Origin of the sequence: Pseudomonas silesiensis (assembly GCF_001661075.1) — a bacterium.
GTDB classification, from domain to species: domain Bacteria; phylum Pseudomonadota; class Gammaproteobacteria; order Pseudomonadales; family Pseudomonadaceae; genus Aquipseudomonas; species Aquipseudomonas silesiensis.
The window spans coordinates 6,146,791-6,165,000 of record NZ_CP014870.1 but is presented as its reverse complement, the minus strand read 5'-3'; the positions used below and the strand labels follow the sequence as shown (position 1 = coordinate 6,165,000).

Sequence of the window (18,210 nt, the reverse complement as noted above, 5' to 3'; positions counted from 1 at the left end):
GTATAACCAGATTGCTTGGGGTTATATGGTCAAGTGAAGAAGCGCATACGGTGGATGCCTTGGCAGTCAGAGGCGATGAAAGACGTGGTAGCCTGCGAAAAGCTTCGGGGAGTCGGCAAACAGACTTTGATCCGGAGATGTCTGAATGGGGGAACCCACCTAACATAAGTTAGGTATCTTAAGCTGAATACATAGGCTTAAGAAGCGAACCAGGGGAACTGAAACATCTAAGTACCCTGAGGAAAAGAAATCAACCGAGATTCCCTTAGTAGTGGCGAGCGAACGGGGACTAGCCCTTAAGTGGCTTTGAGATTAGCGGAACGCTCTGGAAAGTGCGGCCATAGTGGGTGATAGCCCTGTACGCGAAAATCTCTTAGTCATGAAATCGAGTAGGACGGAGCACGAGAAACTTTGTCTGAATATGGGGGGACCATCCTCCAAGGCTAAATACTACTGACTGACCGATAGTGAACTAGTACCGTGAGGGAAAGGCGAAAAGAACCCCGGAGAGGGGAGTGAAATAGATCCTGAAACCGTATGCGTACAAGCAGTGGGAGCCTACTTTGTTAGGTGACTGCGTACCTTTTGTATAATGGGTCAGCGACTTATTTTCAGTGGCGAGCTTAACCGAATAGGGGAGGCGTAGCGAAAGCGAGTCTTAATAGGGCGTCTAGTCGCTGGGAATAGACCCGAAACCGGGCGATCTATCCATGGGCAGGTTGAAGGTTGGGTAACACTAACTGGAGGACCGAACCGACTACCGTTGAAAAGTTAGCGGATGACCTGTGGATCGGAGTGAAAGGCTAATCAAGCTCGGAGATAGCTGGTTCTCCTCGAAAGCTATTTAGGTAGCGCCTCATGTATCACTGTAGGGGGTAGAGCACTGTTTCGGCTAGGGGGTCATCCCGACTTACCAAACCGATGCAAACTCCGAATACCTACAAGTGCCGAGCATGGGAGACACACGGCGGGTGCTAACGTCCGTCGTGAAAAGGGAAACAACCCAGACCGTCAGCTAAGGTCCCAAAGTTATGGTTAAGTGGGAAACGATGTGGGAAGGCTTAGACAGCTAGGAGGTTGGCTTAGAAGCAGCCACCCTTTAAAGAAAGCGTAATAGCTCACTAGTCGAGTCGGCCTGCGCGGAAGATGTAACGGGGCTCAAACCATACACCGAAGCTACGGGTATCACTTAGGTGATGCGGTAGAGGAGCGTTCTGTAAGCCTGTGAAGGTGAGTTGAGAAGCTTGCTGGAGGTATCAGAAGTGCGAATGCTGACATGAGTAACGACAATGGGTGTGAAAAACACCCACGCCGAAAGACCAAGGTTTCCTGCGCAACGTTAATCGACGCAGGGTTAGTCGGTCCCTAAGGCGAGGCTGAAAAGCGTAGTCGATGGAAAACAGGTTAATATTCCTGTACTTCTGGTTATTGCGATGGAGGGACGGAGAAGGCTAGGCCAGCTTGGCGTTGGTTGTCCAAGTTTAAGGTGGTAGGCTGGAATCTTAGGTAAATCCGGGATTCTAAGGCCGAGAGCTGATGACGAGTGTTCTTTTAGAACACGAAGTGGTTGATGCCATGCTTCCAAGAAAAGCTTCTAAGCTTCAGGTAACCAGGAACCGTACCCCAAACCGACACAGGTGGTTGGGTAGAGAATACCAAGGCGCTTGAGAGAACTCGGGTGAAGGAACTAGGCAAAATGGCACCGTAACTTCGGGAGAAGGTGCGCCGGTGAGGGTGAAGCATTTACTGCGTAAGCCCATGCCGGTCGAAGATACCAGGCCGCTGCGACTGTTTATTAAAAACACAGCACTCTGCAAACACGAAAGTGGACGTATAGGGTGTGACGCCTGCCCGGTGCCGGAAGGTTAATTGATGGGGTTAGCTAACGCGAAGCTCTTGATCGAAGCCCCGGTAAACGGCGGCCGTAACTATAACGGTCCTAAGGTAGCGAAATTCCTTGTCGGGTAAGTTCCGACCTGCACGAATGGCGTAACGATGGCGGCGCTGTCTCCACCCGAGACTCAGTGAAATTGAAATCGCTGTGAAGATGCAGTGTATCCGCGGCTAGACGGAAAGACCCCGTGAACCTTTACTATAGCTTTGCACTGGACTTTGAATTTGCTTGTGTAGGATAGGTGGGAGGCTTTGAAGCGTGGACGCCAGTTCGCGTGGAGCCAACCTTGAAATACCACCCTGGCAACTTTGAGGTTCTAACTCAGGTCCGTTATCCGGATCGAGGACAGTGTATGGTGGGTAGTTTGACTGGGGCGGTCTCCTCCTAAAGAGTAACGGAGGAGTACGAAGGTGCGCTCAGACCGGTCGGAAATCGGTCGTAGAGTATAAAGGCAAAAGCGCGCTTGACTGCGAGACAGACACGTCGAGCAGGTACGAAAGTAGGTCTTAGTGATCCGGTGGTTCTGTATGGAAGGGCCATCGCTCAACGGATAAAAGGTACTCCGGGGATAACAGGCTGATACCGCCCAAGAGTTCATATCGACGGCGGTGTTTGGCACCTCGATGTCGGCTCATCACATCCTGGGGCTGAAGCCGGTCCCAAGGGTATGGCTGTTCGCCATTTAAAGTGGTACGCGAGCTGGGTTTAGAACGTCGTGAGACAGTTCGGTCCCTATCTGCCGTGGACGTTTGAGATTTGAGAGGGGCTGCTCCTAGTACGAGAGGACCGGAGTGGACGAACCTCTGGTGTTCCGGTTGTCACGCCAGTGGCATTGCCGGGTAGCTATGTTCGGAATAGATAACCGCTGAAAGCATCTAAGCGGGAAACTAGCCTCAAGATGAGATCTCACTGGGACCTTGAGTCCCCTGAAGGGCCGTCGAAGACTACGACGTTGATAGGTTGGGTGTGTAAGCGCTGTGAGGCGTTGAGCTAACCAATACTAATTGCCCGTGAGGCTTGACCATATAACACCCAAGCAATTTGCTTGCTCGTAAGAGCACCAGATTGCGGTGTGTGAAGACGCAATGAACCGAAAGTTCGCCAGCAACACACAAATCTATTACATACCCAATTTGCTGAAGCGAGGCCATCAGGTCACGACTCAGTACCCGAATTTCTTGACGACCATAGAGCATTGGAACCACCTGATCCCATCCCGAACTCAGCAGTGAAACGATGCATCGCCGATGGTAGTGTGGGGTTTCCCCATGTGAGAGTAGGTCATCGTCAAGATTGAATTCCGAAACCCCTATCTGCGTATGCAGGTAGGGGTTTTGTTTTTGTCCGGCGAAAAATACGACCCCCAGGTTTTCTATGCAACGGCTCGGGGCATGGCTATCATGCGGGCCTCATTGTGAGGCGAGACTTGCATGCTGACGTTGTTAGAGCTTCTTAAAGATGGTCGGTTTCATTCCGGCCAGGCCCTGGGCATTGCCTTGGGTATCAGTCGTAGCGCGGTATGGAAGCAGCTTCAGCATCTGGAGGCTGAGCTTGGCTTGTCCATTCACAAGGTGCGCGGGCGCGGGTATCAGCTGGCTGCCCCCCTGACGCTGCTTGACCCTCTCGCCATCAGAGCGCAGGCCCCTGCCTGTGACTGGCCTGTTCTGGTCTTCGACTCAATTGACTCCACCAACGCCGAAGCCCTGCGCGCCATAGAGCGCGGCCAGGCTGCACCATTCCTGGTGCTTGCCGAGCGGCAGACTGCCGGGCGAGGGCGACGCGGGCGAAAATGGGCCAGCCCTTTTGCGGAAAACATCTATTACAGCCTGGTGCTGCGTATCGAGGGTGGAATGCGCCAGCTGGAGGGCTTGAGCCTGGTCGTGGGGCTTGCGGTAATGCAGGCCTTGCGAGAGCTTGGTATTCCGGCGGCGGGGCTGAAGTGGCCCAATGATGTTCTGGTGGGGCAAAAAAAGATCGCAGGGATATTGCTCGAGCTGGTGGGGGATCCTGCCGATGTCTGTCATGTGGTCCTGGGTGTCGGGATTAATGTGAACATGCAGATGACCGATGAGGTTGATCAGCAGTGGACGTCCATGCGGCTTGAGTCGGGCAAGGCATTTGATCGCAATCACCTCGTTGCCGTCTTGGGGGAGAAGCTCCAGGCCTATTTGAATCGTCATCAAATCGGCGGATTTTCAGCTATCCAGGCGGAGTGGGAGCAAAATCATCTTTGGCAGGGGCGCGCTGTGTCGCTGATTGCTGGCGTTAACCAAATAGATGGCGAAGTGCTGGGTATTGATAGCCAGGGTGCCTTGCGCTTGAAGGTGGATGGTGTGGAAAAAGTCTTTAGTGGCGGTGAGCTCAGTCTGAGGTTGCGTGATGATTCTTGAGCTCGACTGCGGAAACAGTTTCATCAAGTGGCGGGTGCTCGATGCGGATGTCCGTCGGGTGGCGGGCGAGGGCGTCGTTGATTCGGACCTCGCGCTGCTGGAGAGCCTGAAGGCGCTCAAGGGGCTCGCTCTCAAGTTTTGCCGGTTGGTCAGTGTCAGGACCCCTGAAGAAACCCATGCATTGATTGCGCTGCTGACGCAGGCTTTCGGTGTATCGGTAGCTTGCGCAGCACCAGCCCGCGAAATGTCCGGTGTTCGTAACGGGTATGAGGAGTTCGAGCGGCTGGGGCTGGATCGTTGGCTGGCGATGCTTGGCGGGTTTCACCTGGCGTCAGGCGCTTGCCTGGTGCTCGATTTCGGTACCGCGGTCACTGCTGACTTCATTGCCGGCGATGGGGAGCATCTCGGCGGATTCATATGCCCGGGAATGCCCCTGATGCGCAATCAGCTGCGGACCCATACGCGTAGAATCCGTTATGGGGATGTCGCCGCTGAGCGCGCCCTGGAAAGCCTCATCCCGGGTCGCACCACCGTCGAAGCGGTGGAGCGAGGGTGCTCGCTTATGCTCAGGGGCTTTGTCCTGACCCAGCTCGAGATGGCGCGCAGTTACTGGGGGGATGATTTTACTGTGTTCCTCACTGGGGGGGATGCGGACCTGGTCTCCGGGATCGTGCCAGAGGCCAGGGTGGTTCCAGACCTGGTGTTCGTAGGCTTGGCTATGGCGTGTCCCTTGTCCTGAGGTTTTTATGCGTTGGTTGTTCCTGCTGCTGCTCGTTCTCAATGTGTTCTATTACATCTGGCATCAACAAGAGGCGCCACTGCGTGCCAAAGATGTTACGCCGTTGAGCTTGTATCGCGGTTCGCAGCAGGATATCCGCCTGTTGAGCGAGACGACTGAGGCGGCGCGAGATAAAGATAAATCGCCCCGGCCAAATGATGGTTGCCTGTATCTGGGAGGTTTTGCGCGTCAGGAAGCCGCCCAGGCGGTCGAACGGCGATTGAATGGCATGGAAATCAAATTCCAGTCATTGCCGAAGGATTCTGCCGAATCCGCGGGTTACTGGGTGCGTGTGGCGCCCGAAAGCCGGCGCTGGCTGGACGATTCGCAGCTGAAAAACCTTTCCAGAGAATTCAATGAGTTAAAACATAAAATAATGCCGTGCGAGGGGGTTGCACCCACTCAATAGTTTGCATAGAATGGCGCCCGCTCCGCAGTGAACACCTTTAACGGTCAACACTGCGAAGCGAGGTCAACGCAGCTAACCTCAGGTTTTTAATGAGAAAATGCTTGACAGAAGGCCGGCGTAGTATAGAATGCCGGCTCGCTTAGGAGGGGTTCCCGAGCGGCCAAAGGGATCAGACTGTAAATCTGACGTCTACGACTTCGAAGGTTCGAATCCTTCCCCCTCCACCATTTTTAGCGAGAGCTGCAAGCCTCGCGGGTATAGTTTAGTGGTAGAACCTCAGCCTTCCAAGCTGATGATGCGGGTTCGATTCCCGCTACCCGCTCCAAGTTTGCAGATTTTGCAAAGTGTTACGCTCTTGTAGCTCAGTTGGTAGAGCACACCCTTGGTAAGGGTGAGGTCAGCGGTTCAAATCCGCTCAAGAGCTCCATATAACAAGGCAGATATGAAAATATCTGCCTTTGTTTTAAGTGGTCCAGGTTGTCGTTGGTCGTCTGCGGTGATGGTCGTGCCGTCAGGGTGGATGCCGTAGCCAGGGTCGCCGAGTAAATTGTTGTAAAGTCTTCTTCGGGCCGGCATAATGGTCGGCCTGATTTTGTTTTAGGTCAGTAGCTCAATTGGCAGAGCGACGGTCTCCAAAACCGTAGGTTGGGGGTTCGATTCCCTCCTGACCTGCCAGATTCACTTGGTGGGTTTGGCTTTCTTTTCACAGGATCTTCATAGATGACTCCTAAAGCTGAAGCTCAAGGCTCTCGCTTCGATCTGCTCAAGTGGCTGGCAGTAGCTGCTTTGGTGGTTGTTGGCGTTGTTGGCAATCAGTATTACTCTGCTTCGCCGATCCTGTACCGCGTACTTGCTTTGCTTGTCATTGCTGCTGTAGCTGCCTTTGTAGGCCTGCAGACAGCCAAGGGCAAGTCTTTCTTCGTACTGGTGAAGGAAGCTCGCACCGAGATTCGTAAAGTCGTATGGCCAACTCGCCAAGAAACCACGCAGACCACGTTGATTGTTGTGGCTGTTGTCCTGGTTATGGCGTTGCTGTTGTGGGGGCTTGATTCCCTGCTCGGCTGGCTTGTTTCCTTGATTGTCGGCTAAGGGTGTCCCGTGGCTAAGCGTTGGTACGTTGTGCATGCTTACTCCGGTTACGAGAAGCATGTCATGCGCTCGTTGGTAGAGCGCGTAAAGCTGGCTGGCATGGAAGATGGCTTTGGCGAAATTCTGGTTCCCACTGAAGAAGTGGTTGAAATGCGTAATGGCCAGAAACGCAAAAGCGAGCGCAAGTTCTTCCCAGGTTATGTGCTGGTCCAGATGGACATGAACGAGGGTACTTGGCACTTGGTCAAGGATACGCCTCGGGTGATGGGTTTCATCGGCGGTACTGCCGATAAGCCTGCGCCGATCACAGATAAAGAGGCAGAAGCGATTCTGCGTCGTGTTGCTGATGGTAGCGACAAGCCGAAGCCGAAGACGTTGTTCGAGCCAGGTGAGTCGGTACGGGTCAACGACGGACCGTTCGCCGATTTTACTGGCACGGTTGAAGAAGTTAACTACGAAAAGAGCCGGATCCAAGTGGCAGTGCTTATTTTCGGACGCTCTACTCCGGTAGAGCTTGAGTTCAGTCAGGTCGAAAAGGTCTAGCTGAGCAAGCATCCCAACCCCGCAGCCTCAGGCTGTGGGGTTTTGTCGTCACTGGGATAAACGCGCAAGTAACCGGGGAGCCTTTCGAGGCGTTTGAACCCGTAATTGGAGTGCCTCATGGCCAAGAAAATTACCGCTTACATCAAGCTGCAAGTGAAGGCCGCTCAGGCTAACCCAAGCCCACCTGTTGGTCCTGCTCTGGGTCAGCACGGCGTGAACATCATGGAATTCTGCAAGGCTTTCAACGCCCGTACTCAGGGTATTGAGCCAGGCCTGCCGACTCCAGTGATCATCACTGTCTACAGCGACCGTAGCTTCACTTTCGAAACCAAATCCACCCCTGCTTCGGTTCTGCTGAAGAAGGCGGCTGGTCTGACTAGCGGTTCCGCTCGTCCGAACACCGTTAAGGTTGGCACCGTGACCCGTGCTCAGCTGGAAGAAATCGCGAAAACCAAAAACGCGGATCTGACTGCAGCTGATATGGATGCAGCCGTGCGTACTATCGCCGGTTCTGCTCGTAGCATGGGCCTTAACGTGGAGGGTGTGTAATGGCTAAGCTGACCAAGCGTCAAAAGGCTATCGCCGGCAAAATCGAAGCAGGCAAGTCCTACAACTTTGTAGACGCTGCCGCCCTGCTGGCTGAGCTGTCGACCGTCAAGTTCAGCGAGTCGTTCGACGTTGCTGTGAACCTGGGCGTTGACCCGCGTAAATCCGACCAGGTCGTTCGTAGCGCTACCGTGCTGCCACACGGCACTGGCAAGACCGTTCGCGTTGCCGTGTTCACCCAGGGTCCAGCTGCCGAGGCCGCTCTGGCTGCCGGCGCTGACCGTGTAGGTATGGACGACCTGGCTGCCGAAATGAAAGGCGGCGACCTGAACTATGACGTAGTGATCGCATCCCCGGATGCCATGCGCGTTGTAGGCCAGTTGGGTCAGATCCTCGGTCCACGCGGCCTGATGCCTAACCCTAAAGTCGGCACCGTAACCCCAGACGTAGCTACCGCGGTTAAAAACGCCAAGGCTGGTCAGGTTCGTTATCGCACCGACAAAAACGGCATCATCCACACCTCCGTTGGCAAAGTCGGCTTCGATGCCGTCAAGCTGAAGGAAAACGTTGAAGCCCTGATCGCTGATCTGAAGCGTATCAAGCCGGCTTCCTCGAAAGGTATTTACGTCAAGCGCGTTACCCTGAGCACCACCATGGGTCCAGGCCTGGTCATCGACCAAGGTTCGCTCGACGCGTAAGACAAAGATTGGCGCAAGCGATTGCGTCAATTGAAAGATTGGGGTCCCTGCCTGGCGGGGGCTATCCAAGACCGTAGGCGACGCAAGTCTTAAACCTCAAGCCTACGCAGATGGTGCTCCCGGTTCCTTACCGAATCAGACACCAAAACGACATCCGGCTTCGGTTGGATGAAACGGTAACAAGCAGGAGTTTTTCCCGTGGCAATTAAACTTGAAGACAAGAAGGCCATCGTCGCTGAAGTCAACAAGGCTGCCCAAGTTGCTCTGTCCGCTGTCGTGGCTGATGCCCGTGGCGTAACAGTAGGCGCTATGACCGGACTCCGTAAAGAGGCTCGTGAAGCTGGCGTTTACGTACGTGTTGTACGTAACACCCTGCTCAAGCGCGCCGTTGCCGGCACTCAATATGACGTGCTCAACGACGTGTTCACCGGCCCGACCTTGATTGCATTCTCCAAAGACCATCCGGGCGCTGCTGCCCGTATTTTCAAAGAGTTCGCAAAAGGTCAGGACAAGTTCGAGATCAAGGCAGCTGCGTTCGAGGGCAAGTACCTCGCGGCTAATCAGATCGACGTACTGGCAAGCCTGCCGACCCGTGACGAAGCAATTTCTCAGCTGATGAGCGTGATTCAAGGCGCAACCAGCAAATTGGCTCGTACTCTGGCGGCTCTTCGCGACCAGAAAGAAGCCGCTGCAGCCTAAGGCTGAGCGACTCCTTTCAGCGTTTTTTGTTTATTTCGATGGCCGCGTAGGCTGTCACCCCAATACAGGAATTTATAGTCATGTCTCTGACTAACGACCAAATCATCGAAGCAATCGGCGAAAAATCCGTTCTGGAAATCGTTGAGCTGATCAAGGCCATGGAAGAGAAGTTCGGCGTTTCCGCTGCCGCTGCTTCCGCAGGTCCAGCCGCTGTTGCTGCCGTTGTTGAAGAACAAACTGAATTCAACGTCATGCTGCTGGAAGCTGGCGAGAAGAAAGTTAACGTGATCAAGGCAGTACGTGAACTGACCGGTCTGGGCCTGAAAGAAGCCAAGGCTGTAGTTGACGGCGCTCCAGGCATGGTACTGGAAGCTGTTTCGAAAGACGCAGCTGACAAAGCCGCTAAAACTCTGGAAGAAGCAGGCGCTAAAGTCGAGCTGAAGTAAGCATCGACCTTGCGTCTCCAGCCCGAGCGTTAAGCGAAAGGCTGATGGCTGGTGGCTCTTGCCACCGGCCTTTTTCCGTTATTGGCAGCCGACTGGGTCGGTGCTGGTAACGAGCTGTAACCACCCGATGCGGTGGCGCAAACCATGGGGTTTGCACGATTTTCTGGCTGCTCCCGTCGGGAGGGGCCAAACAAGCAGGTGACCAAGCTGGGGAACGCTGATGGCTTACTCATATACTGAGAAAAAACGTATCCGCAAGGACTTTAGCAAGTTGCCGGACGTCATGGATGTGCCGTATCTCCTGGCAATCCAGCTGGATTCGTATCGTGAATTCTTGCAGGCGGGAGCGACTAAAGATCAGTTCCGCGACGTGGGCCTGCATGCGGCCTTCAAATCCGTTTTCCCGATCATCAGCTACTCCGGCAATGCTGCGCTGGAGTACGTCGGTTATCGCCTGGGCGAACCGGCATTTGATGTCAAAGAATGCGTATTGCGCGGTGTAACTTACGCCGTACCTTTGCGGGTAAAAGTGCGCCTGATCATTTTCGACAAAGAATCGTCGAACAAAGCGATCAAGGACATCAAAGAGCAAGAAGTCTACATGGGTGAAATCCCCCTGATGACTGAAAACGGTACCTTCGTAATCAACGGTACCGAGCGAGTAATCGTTTCCCAGCTGCACCGTTCCCCGGGCGTGTTCTTCGACCACGACCGCGGCAAGACGCATAGCTCCGGCAAACTGCTGTACTCCGCGCGCATCATTCCTTACCGCGGTTCGTGGCTGGACTTCGAGTTCGACCCGAAAGACTGCGTATTCGTGCGTATCGACCGTCGTCGCAAGCTGCCTGCATCGGTACTGCTGCGCGCGCTCGGCTATACCACTGAAGAAGTGCTCGACGCGTTCTACACCACCAACGTTTTCCACCTGAGCGGCGAAACCCTCAGTCTGGAACTGATTGCTTCGCGTCTGCGTGGTGAAATCGCTGTTCTTGATATTCAGGACGAGAAGGGCAAGGTCATCGTTGAGGCTGGTCGCCGTATTACTGCGCGCCACATCAACCAGATCGAAAAAGCCGGTCTCAAGACCCTGGAAGTGCCTCTGGACTACGTCCTGGGTCGCACTACCGCCAAGGCCATCGTGCATCCGGCAACCGGCGAAATCCTGGCAGAGTGCAACACCGAGCTGAACACCGAGATCCTGGCAAAAATCGCCAAGGCCCAGGTTGTTCGCATCGAGACTCTGTACACCAACGATATCGACTGCGGTCCGTTCGTCTCCGACACCCTGAAGATCGACTCCACCAGCAACCAATTGGAAGCGCTGGTCGAGATCTATCGCATGATGCGTCCAGGCGAGCCGCCAACCAAAGACGCTGCCGAGACCCTGTTCAACAACCTGTTCTTCAGCCCTGAGCGCTATGACCTGTCTGCGGTCGGCCGGATGAAGTTCAACCGTCGTATCGGTCGTACCGAGATCGAAGGTTCGGGCGTGTTGTGCAAAGAAGACATCGTCGCGGTACTGAAGACTCTGGTCGACATCCGTAACGGTAAAGGCATCGTCGATGACATCGACCACCTGGGTAACCGTCGTGTTCGCTGCGTAGGCGAAATGGCCGAGAACCAGTTCCGCGTTGGCCTGGTACGTGTTGAGCGTGCGGTCAAAGAGCGTCTGTCGATGGCTGAAAGCGAAGGCCTGATGCCGCAAGACCTGATCAACGCCAAGCCAGTGGCTGCGGCGGTGAAAGAGTTCTTCGGTTCCAGCCAGCTTTCCCAGTTCATGGACCAGAACAACCCGCTGTCCGAGATCACCCACAAGCGTCGTGTGTCTGCACTCGGCCCTGGCGGTTTGACCCGTGAGCGTGCCGGCTTTGAAGTGCGTGACGTACACCCGACTCACTACGGTCGTGTATGCCCGATCGAAACGCCGGAAGGTCCGAACATCGGCCTGATCAACTCCCTGGCTGCCTATGCGCGCACCAACCAGTACGGCTTCCTCGAGAGCCCGTACCGTGTGGTGAAAGACGCTCTGGTCACCGACGAGATCGTGTTCCTGTCCGCCATCGAAGAAGCTGATCACGTGATCGCTCAGGCTTCGGCCACGATGAACGACAAGAAGGTCCTGATCGACGAACTGGTAGCTGTTCGTCACTTGAACGAGTTCACCGTCAAGGCGCCGGAAGACGTCACCTTGATGGACGTATCGCCGAAGCAGGTAGTTTCGGTTGCAGCGTCGCTGATCCCGTTCCTCGAGCACGATGACGCCAACCGTGCGTTGATGGGTTCGAACATGCAGCGTCAAGCTGTACCTACCCTGCGCGCTGACAAGCCGCTGGTCGGTACCGGCATGGAGCGTAACGTAGCCCGTGACTCCGGCGTTTGCGTCGTGGCTCGTCGTGGCGGCGTGATCGACTCCGTCGACGCCAGCCGTATCGTGGTTCGTGTTGCCGATGACGAAGTTGAAACCGGTGAAGCCGGTGTCGACATCTACAACCTGACCAAATACACCCGCTCCAACCAGAACACCTGCATCAACCAGCGTCCGCTGGTGCGTAAAGGTGATCGGGTTCAGCGCAGCGACATCATGGCCGACGGCCCGTCCACCGACATGGGTGAACTGGCGCTGGGTCAGAACATGCGCATCGCGTTCATGGCATGGAACGGCTTCAACTTCGAAGACTCCATCTGCCTGTCCGAGCGTGTGGTTCAGGAAGACCGCTTCACCACGATCCACATTCAGGAACTGACCTGTGTGGCGCGTGACACCAAGCTTGGGCCAGAGGAAATCACTGCCGACATCCCGAACGTGGGTGAAGCGGCACTGAACAAGCTGGACGAAGCCGGTATCGTTTACGTAGGTGCCGAAGTAGGCGCAGGCGACATCCTGGTCGGCAAGGTCACTCCGAAAGGCGAGACCCAACTGACTCCGGAAGAAAAACTGCTGCGTGCCATCTTCGGTGAAAAAGCCAGCGACGTTAAAGACACCTCCCTGCGCGTGCCTACCGGCACCAAGGGTACTGTCATCGACGTACAGGTCTTCACCCGCGACGGCGTTGAGCGTGATGCTCGTGCACTGTCGATCGAGAAGACTCAACTCGACGAGATCCGCAAGGATCTGAACGAAGAGTTCCGTATCGTTGAAGGCGCGACCTTCGAACGTCTGCGTTCCGCTCTGGTCGGCCACAAAGCCGAAGGCGGCGCCGGCCTGAAGAAAGGTCAGGACATCACCGACGAAGTGCTCGACGGTCTTGAGCATGGCCAGTGGTTCAAACTGCGCATGGCTGAAGATGCTCTGAACGAGCAGCTCGAGAAGGCTCAGGCCTACATCGTTGATCGCCGCCGTCTGCTGGACGACAAGTTCGAAGACAAGAAGCGCAAACTGCAGCAGGGCGATGACCTGGCTCCAGGCGTGCTGAAAATCGTCAAGGTTTACCTGGCAATCCGTCGTCGCATCCAGCCGGGCGACAAGATGGCCGGTCGTCACGGTAACAAAGGTGTGGTCTCCGTGATCATGCCGGTTGAAGACATGCCGCACGATGCCAATGGCACCCCGGTCGACGTCGTCCTCAACCCGTTGGGCGTACCTTCGCGTATGAACGTTGGTCAGATCCTTGAAACCCACTTGGGCCTCGCGGCCAAAGGCCTGGGCGAGAAGATCAACCGCATGATCGAGGAGCAACGTAAAGTTGCCGATCTGCGCAAGTTCCTGCACGAGATCTACAACGAGATCGGCGGTCGCAACGAAGATCTGGACAGCTTCTCCGACCAGGAAATCCTGGATCTGGCGAAGAACCTGCGTGGCGGCGTTCCAATGGCCACTCCAGTATTCGACGGTGCCAAGGAAAGCGAAATCAAGGCCATGCTGAAACTGGCGGACCTGCCAGAAAGCGGCCAGATGCAGCTGACCGACGGCCGTACCGGCAACAAGTTCGAGCGCCCGGTGACTGTTGGCTACATGTACATGCTGAAGCTGAACCACTTGGTAGACGACAAGATGCACGCTCGTTCTACCGGTTCGTACAGCCTGGTTACCCAGCAGCCGCTGGGTGGTAAGGCGCAGTTCGGTGGTCAGCGTTTCGGGGAGATGGAGGTCTGGGCACTGGAAGCATACGGTGCTGCTTACACTCTGCAAGAAATGCTCACAGTGAAGTCGGACGATGTGAACGGCCGTACCAAGATGTACAAAAACATCGTGGATGGCGATCACCGTATGGAGCCGGGCATGCCCGAGTCCTTCAACGTGTTGATCAAGGAAATTCGTTCCCTCGGCATCGATATCGATCTGGAAACCGAATAACACGTGACGCGAATCGAGAGCGGGGCAGGATTGCCCGCTCTCTGCTCCGCCAGGAGGAAAGGCCTTGAAAGACCTACTGAATTTGCTGAAAAACCAGGGTCAAGTCGAAGAGTTCGACGCCATCCGTATCGGATTGGCCTCGCCTGAGATGATCCGCTCATGGTCGTTCGGTGAAGTTAAAAAGCCGGAAACCATCAACTACCGTACGTTCAAACCTGAGCGTGACGGTCTGTTCTGCGCCAAGATCTTTGGCCCGGTAAAGGATTACGAGTGCCTGTGCGGTAAGTACAAGCGCTTGAAGCACCGTGGTGTGATCTGCGAGAAGTGCGGCGTTGAAGTCGCACTGGCCAAAGTTCGTCGTGAGCGCATGGCGCACATCGAACTGGCCTCGCCAGTTGCCCACATCTGGTTTCTGAAATCGCTGCCGTCGCGTATCGGCTTGCTGATGGACATGACCCTGCGTGATATCGAGCGCGTTCTCTACTTCGAGAGCTATGTCGTTATCGATCCAGGCATGACCACCCTTGAAAAAGGTCAGCTGCTCAACGACGAGCAGTACTTCGAAGCGCTGGAAGAGTTCGGCGACGATTTCGATGCCCGCATGGGTGCCGAAGCTGTCCGTGAACTGCTGCACGCTATCGACCTGGAACACGAGATTGGCCGTCTGCGTGAAGAAATTCCGCAAACCAACTCCGAAACCAAAATCAAGAAGCTGTCCAAGCGTCTGAAGTTGATGGAAGCCTTCCAGGGTTCCGGCAACCTTCCAGAATGGATGGTGCTGACCGTTCTGCCGGTTCTGCCGCCAGATCTGCGTCCACTGGTCCCGCTGGATGGCGGTCGCTTCGCGACTTCCGACCTCAACGATCTGTATCGTCGAGTGATCAACCGTAACAACCGCTTGAAGCGTCTGCTCGATCTGTCCGCTCCGGACATCATCGTGCGCAACGAAAAGCGTATGTTGCAGGAAGCCGTCGACGCACTGCTCGACAACGGTCGTCGTGGCCGCGCTATCACCGGTTCGAACAAGCGTCCTCTGAAATCCCTGGCTGACATGATCAAGGGTAAACAAGGTCGTTTCCGTCAGAACTTGCTCGGTAAGCGTGTTGACTACTCCGGTCGTTCGGTAATTACCGTAGGTCCGACCCTGCGTCTGCACCAGTGCGGTCTGCCGAAGAAAATGGCTCTCGAGCTGTTCAAACCGTTCATTTTCGGCAAGCTGGAAATGCGTGGTCTCGCTACCACCATCAAAGCTGCCAAGAAGATGGTCGAACGCGAGCTGCCAGAGGTTTGGGACGTTCTCGCTGAAGTGATCCGTGAACACCCGGTTCTCCTCAACCGTGCACCGACCCTTCACCGTTTGGGTATCCAGGCGTTTGAACCGGTACTGATCGAAGGTAAGGCTATCCAGCTGCACCCTCTGGTCTGTGCTGCGTACAACGCCGACTTCGACGGCGACCAAATGGCCGTGCACGTACCGCTGACGCTGGAAGCCCAGCTCGAAGCGCGTGCGTTGATGATGTCGACCAACAACATCCTGTCGCCAGCCAACGGTGAGCCAATCATCGTTCCGTCGCAGGACGTTGTATTGGGTCTGTACTACATGACCCGTGAAGCGATCAACGCCAAGGGCGAAGGTCGTGTGTTCGCGGATCTGCAAGAAGTTGACCGTGTGTTCCGTGCCGGCGAAGCCGCACTGCACGCCAAGGTCAAAGTGCGGATCAACGAAACCGTCAACGACCGTGATGGCGGCAGCGTAAGCGGCACTCGTATCGTCGAAACCACTGTCGGCCGTGCGCTGTTGTTCCAGGTTGTTCCACCTGGCCTGTCGTACGACGTCGTCAACCAGCCGATGAAGAAAAAGGCGATCTCCAAGCTGATCAACCAGTGCTACCGCGTGGTTGGTTTGAAAGAGACCGTGATCTTCGCTGACCAGTTGATGTACACCGGTTTTGCTTACTCGACCATTTCCGGCGTTTCCATCGGTGTTAACGACTTCGTTATCCCGGATGAAAAAGCCCGCATCATCAATGCTGCTACTGATGAAGTGAAAGAGATCGAAAGTCAGTATGCCTCCGGCCTGGTAACCCAGGGCGAGAAGTACAACAAAGTGATCGACCTTTGGTCCAAGGCGAACGACGAAGTTTCCAAGGCGATGATGGCCAACCTCTCGAAAGAGAAAGTCATCGACCGTCATGGCGTCGAAGTCGACCAGGAATCCTTCAACTCGATGTACATGATGGCCGACTCGGGCGCACGGGGTTCTGCTGCGCAGATCCGTCAGCTCGCCGGTATGCGTGGCCTGATGGCCAAGCCGGACGGTTCCATCATCGAAACGCCGATTACTGCGAACTTCCGTGAAGGTTTGAGCGTACTTCAGTACTTCATCTCCACTCACGGTGCTCGTAAAGGTTTGGCGGATACCGCGTTGAAAACTGCGAACTCCGGTTACCTGACTCGTCGTCTGGTAGACGTGGCGCAGGATCTGGTGGTGACCGAGATCGATTGCGGCACCGAACATGGCCTGGTCATGACGCCGCACATTGAAGGCGGTGACGTTGTCGAGCCGTTGGGTGAGCGCGTATTGGGTCGTGTCATTGCCCGTGACGTATTCAAGCCGGGTACCGAGGAAGTTATTGTTCCTGGTGGCACGCTGGTAGACGAGAAGTGGGTCGAGTTCATCGAGCTGAACAGCATCGACGAAGTGATCGTGCGTTCGCCGATCAGCTGCGAAACCCGCTACGGCATTTGCGCCAAGTGCTACGGCCGTGACTTGGCTCGTGGTCACCAGGTGAACATCGGTGAAGCGGTCGGCGTTATTGCTGCCCAGTCCATCGGTGAGCCGGGTACCCAGCTGACCATGCGTACGTTCCACATCGGTGGTGCGGCAAGCCGGACCTCCGCAGCCGACAGCGTTCAGGTGAAGAATGGCGGTACCGTCCGTCTGCACAACCTGAAACACGTTGAGCGAGTGGATGGTTGCCTGGTTGCTGTGTCCCGTTCCGGTGAGCTGGCAATCGCTGATGACTTCGGTCGTGAGCGCGAGCGTTACAAGCTGCCGTACGGTGCTGTGATTTCGGTTAAAGAAGGTGACAAGGTCGACGCTGGCGCAATCGTGGCCAAGTGGGATCCGCACACTCACCCAATCGTTACCGAAATGAAAGGTACCGTGACCTACGTGGGCATGGAAGAAGGCATCACGATCAAGCGTCAGACTGACGAATTGACCGGTATGACCAACATTGAAGTACTCGACGCCAAAGACCGTCCAGCTGCCGGTAAAGATATCCGTCCTGCTGTGAAGATGGTTGATGACAACGGCAAGGATCTCTTGCTGCCGGGTACCGACGTAATTGCTCAGTACTTCCTGCCTGCTAACGCCCTGGTTGGTGTAGCGGATGGTGCGAAGATTGCGATCGGTGATGTTATCGCTCGTATCCCGCAAGAGACTTCGAAGACCCGTGACATCACCGGTGGTCTGCCGCGTGTTGCCGACTTGTTCGAAGCCCGTCGTCCGAAAGAAGCCTCGATTCTGGCTGAAGTCAGCGGCACCATCGCGTTCGGTAAAGAGACCAAAGGCAAACGCCGTCTGGTTATCACTCCGAACGACGGCACTGATCCGTACGAAGAGCTGATTCCGAAGTGGCGTCACCTGAACGTCTTCGAAGGCGAACAGGTAAACCGCGGCGAAGTTATCTCCGACGGCCCGAGCGATCCACACGACATCCTGCGTCTGCTGGGTGTGAGTGCGCTGGCCAAGTACATCGTGAACGAGATCCAGGACGTTTACCGTCTGCAAGGCGTGAAGATCAACGACAAGCACATCGAGACCATCCTGCGTCAGATGCTGCGTAAAGTCGAAATCGCTGAATCCGGCGACTCGACTTTCATCAAGGGCGACCAGATGGAGTTGACTCACGTTCTGGTAGAGAACGAGCGTCTGGCTGGCGACGAGAAATTCGTTTCCAAGTTCACTCGTGTGTTGCTGGGTATCACCAAGGCGTCGTTGTCCACCGAATCGTTCATCTCGGCGGCTTCCTTCCAGGAAACCACTCGCGTACTGACCGAAGCGGCGGTAACCGGCAAGCGCGATTACCTGCGCGGCCTGAAAGAAAACGTGGTCGTGGGTCGTCTGATCCCGGCCGGTACCGGTCTGGCTTACCACAGCGAGCGCAAGCGCCGCCGTGATGCTGACAAACCGTTGCGCGTAAGCGCCAGTGAAGTGGAAGCTGCACTGACCGAAGCGCTGAACTCGAGCGGTAACTGAGTTCTGCGGTAAATGAGCGTAAGGCCCTGGTCGCTCCGTTCATCGAATCGAGACAATTTGTCGAGGTTGGATGAGGGGGGAGGTCGGGGCCTTGCCTTGACTGGGGGCAAGATCCTCTTTAGACTCTTGTACCCCTAAATTTGGCGGGAATTCGTTCCTG

General features: G+C 55.5%; 11 protein-coding genes, 4 tRNA genes and 2 rRNA genes. All 17 read left to right on the top strand.

Going from position 1 to position 18,210, the window contains the following annotated elements:
* Positions 1-27: 27 nt before the first annotated feature.
* A 23S ribosomal RNA gene (locus PMA3_RS27375) occupies positions 28-2,919 on the top strand.
* A gap of 152 nt (positions 2,920-3,071) precedes the next feature.
* Positions 3,072-3,187: ribosomal RNA gene (gene rrf, locus PMA3_RS27370) — 5S ribosomal RNA — on the top strand.
* Positions 3,188-3,324: 137 nt separating this feature from the next.
* Entirely contained in the window at positions 3,325-4,284 is a 960-nt protein-coding gene (birA, locus tag PMA3_RS27365) for a bifunctional biotin--[acetyl-CoA-carboxylase] ligase/biotin operon repressor BirA (RefSeq protein WP_064680065.1), read from the top strand.
* On the top strand, positions 4,274-5,023 hold the full coding sequence (locus tag PMA3_RS27360) for a pantothenate kinase (protein ID WP_064680064.1): 750 nt from the start codon (positions 4,274-4,276) through the stop codon (positions 5,021-5,023). Before birA ends, PMA3_RS27360 begins: the two co-directional genes overlap by 11 nt.
* A 7-nt stretch (positions 5,024-5,030) precedes the next feature.
* Positions 5,031-5,471, top strand: a complete 441-nt coding sequence (locus PMA3_RS27355) for a hypothetical protein (RefSeq protein ID WP_064680063.1) — start codon at positions 5,031-5,033, stop codon at positions 5,469-5,471.
* A gap of 142 nt (positions 5,472-5,613) precedes the next feature.
* Positions 5,614-5,698, top strand: a tRNA-Tyr gene (locus PMA3_RS27350).
* A 24-nt stretch (positions 5,699-5,722) separates the two neighbouring features.
* Positions 5,723-5,796, top strand: a tRNA-Gly gene (locus PMA3_RS27345).
* A gap of 26 nt (positions 5,797-5,822) precedes the next feature.
* Positions 5,823-5,898, top strand: a tRNA-Thr gene (locus PMA3_RS27340).
* 172 nt (positions 5,899-6,070) lie between these two features.
* Positions 6,071-6,146 (top strand) — tRNA-Trp (locus tag PMA3_RS27335).
* A 45-nt stretch (positions 6,147-6,191) separates the two neighbouring features.
* On the top strand, positions 6,192-6,560 hold the full coding sequence (gene secE, locus PMA3_RS27330; protein WP_064680062.1) for a preprotein translocase subunit SecE: 369 nt from the start codon (positions 6,192-6,194) through the stop codon (positions 6,558-6,560).
* 9 nt (positions 6,561-6,569) lie between these two features.
* Positions 6,570-7,103: a transcription termination/antitermination protein NusG gene (gene nusG, locus PMA3_RS27325; protein WP_007896622.1), complete on the top strand. Its 534-nt coding sequence runs from the start codon at positions 6,570-6,572 to the stop codon at positions 7,101-7,103.
* A 117-nt stretch (positions 7,104-7,220) separates the two neighbouring features.
* Positions 7,221-7,652, top strand: coding sequence for a 50S ribosomal protein L11 (gene rplK, locus PMA3_RS27320; RefSeq protein ID WP_003210097.1), 432 nt, complete (start codon positions 7,221-7,223; stop codon positions 7,650-7,652).
* Positions 7,652-8,347: a 50S ribosomal protein L1 gene (rplA, locus tag PMA3_RS27315; protein WP_007896626.1), complete on the top strand. Its 696-nt coding sequence runs from the start codon at positions 7,652-7,654 to the stop codon at positions 8,345-8,347. Before rplK ends, rplA begins: the two co-directional genes overlap by 1 nt.
* Positions 8,348-8,545: 198 nt before the next feature.
* Positions 8,546-9,046 carry a 50S ribosomal protein L10 gene (gene rplJ / locus PMA3_RS27310; protein WP_064680061.1) on the top strand — a complete coding sequence of 167 codons (501 nt, stop codon included), beginning with the start codon at positions 8,546-8,548 and terminating at the stop codon, positions 9,044-9,046.
* 80 nt (positions 9,047-9,126) lie between these two features.
* Positions 9,127-9,492 (top strand): 50S ribosomal protein L7/L12, encoded by a 366-nt coding sequence (gene rplL / locus PMA3_RS27305; protein ID WP_064680060.1) that lies wholly within the window; start codon positions 9,127-9,129, stop codon positions 9,490-9,492.
* Positions 9,493-9,712: 220 nt separating this feature from the next.
* Positions 9,713-13,786, top strand: coding sequence for a DNA-directed RNA polymerase subunit beta (gene rpoB, locus PMA3_RS27300; protein WP_064680059.1), 4,074 nt, complete (start codon positions 9,713-9,715; stop codon positions 13,784-13,786).
* Between the two features lie 64 nt (positions 13,787-13,850).
* Positions 13,851-18,050: a DNA-directed RNA polymerase subunit beta' gene (gene rpoC / locus PMA3_RS27295; protein ID WP_064680058.1), complete on the top strand. Its 4,200-nt coding sequence runs from the start codon at positions 13,851-13,853 to the stop codon at positions 18,048-18,050.
* Positions 18,051-18,210: the final 160 nt, after the last annotated feature.

Coding starts and splice junctions, on each gene's coding strand:
- birA (WP_064680065.1), top strand. CDS start 3,325: ATGCTGACGTTGTTAGAGCTTCTTAAAGATGGTCGGTTTCATTCCGGC.
- PMA3_RS27360 (WP_064680064.1), top strand. CDS start 4,274: ATGATTCTTGAGCTCGACTGCGGAAACAGTTTCATCAAGTGGCGGGTG.
- PMA3_RS27355 (WP_064680063.1), top strand. CDS start 5,031: ATGCGTTGGTTGTTCCTGCTGCTGCTCGTTCTCAATGTGTTCTATTAC.
- secE (WP_064680062.1), top strand. CDS start 6,192: ATGACTCCTAAAGCTGAAGCTCAAGGCTCTCGCTTCGATCTGCTCAAG.
- rplK (WP_003210097.1), top strand. CDS start 7,221: ATGGCCAAGAAAATTACCGCTTACATCAAGCTGCAAGTGAAGGCCGCT.
- rplA (WP_007896626.1), top strand. CDS start 7,652: ATGGCTAAGCTGACCAAGCGTCAAAAGGCTATCGCCGGCAAAATCGAA.
- rplL (WP_064680060.1), top strand. CDS start 9,127: ATGTCTCTGACTAACGACCAAATCATCGAAGCAATCGGCGAAAAATCC.
- rpoB (WP_064680059.1), top strand. CDS start 9,713: ATGGCTTACTCATATACTGAGAAAAAACGTATCCGCAAGGACTTTAGC.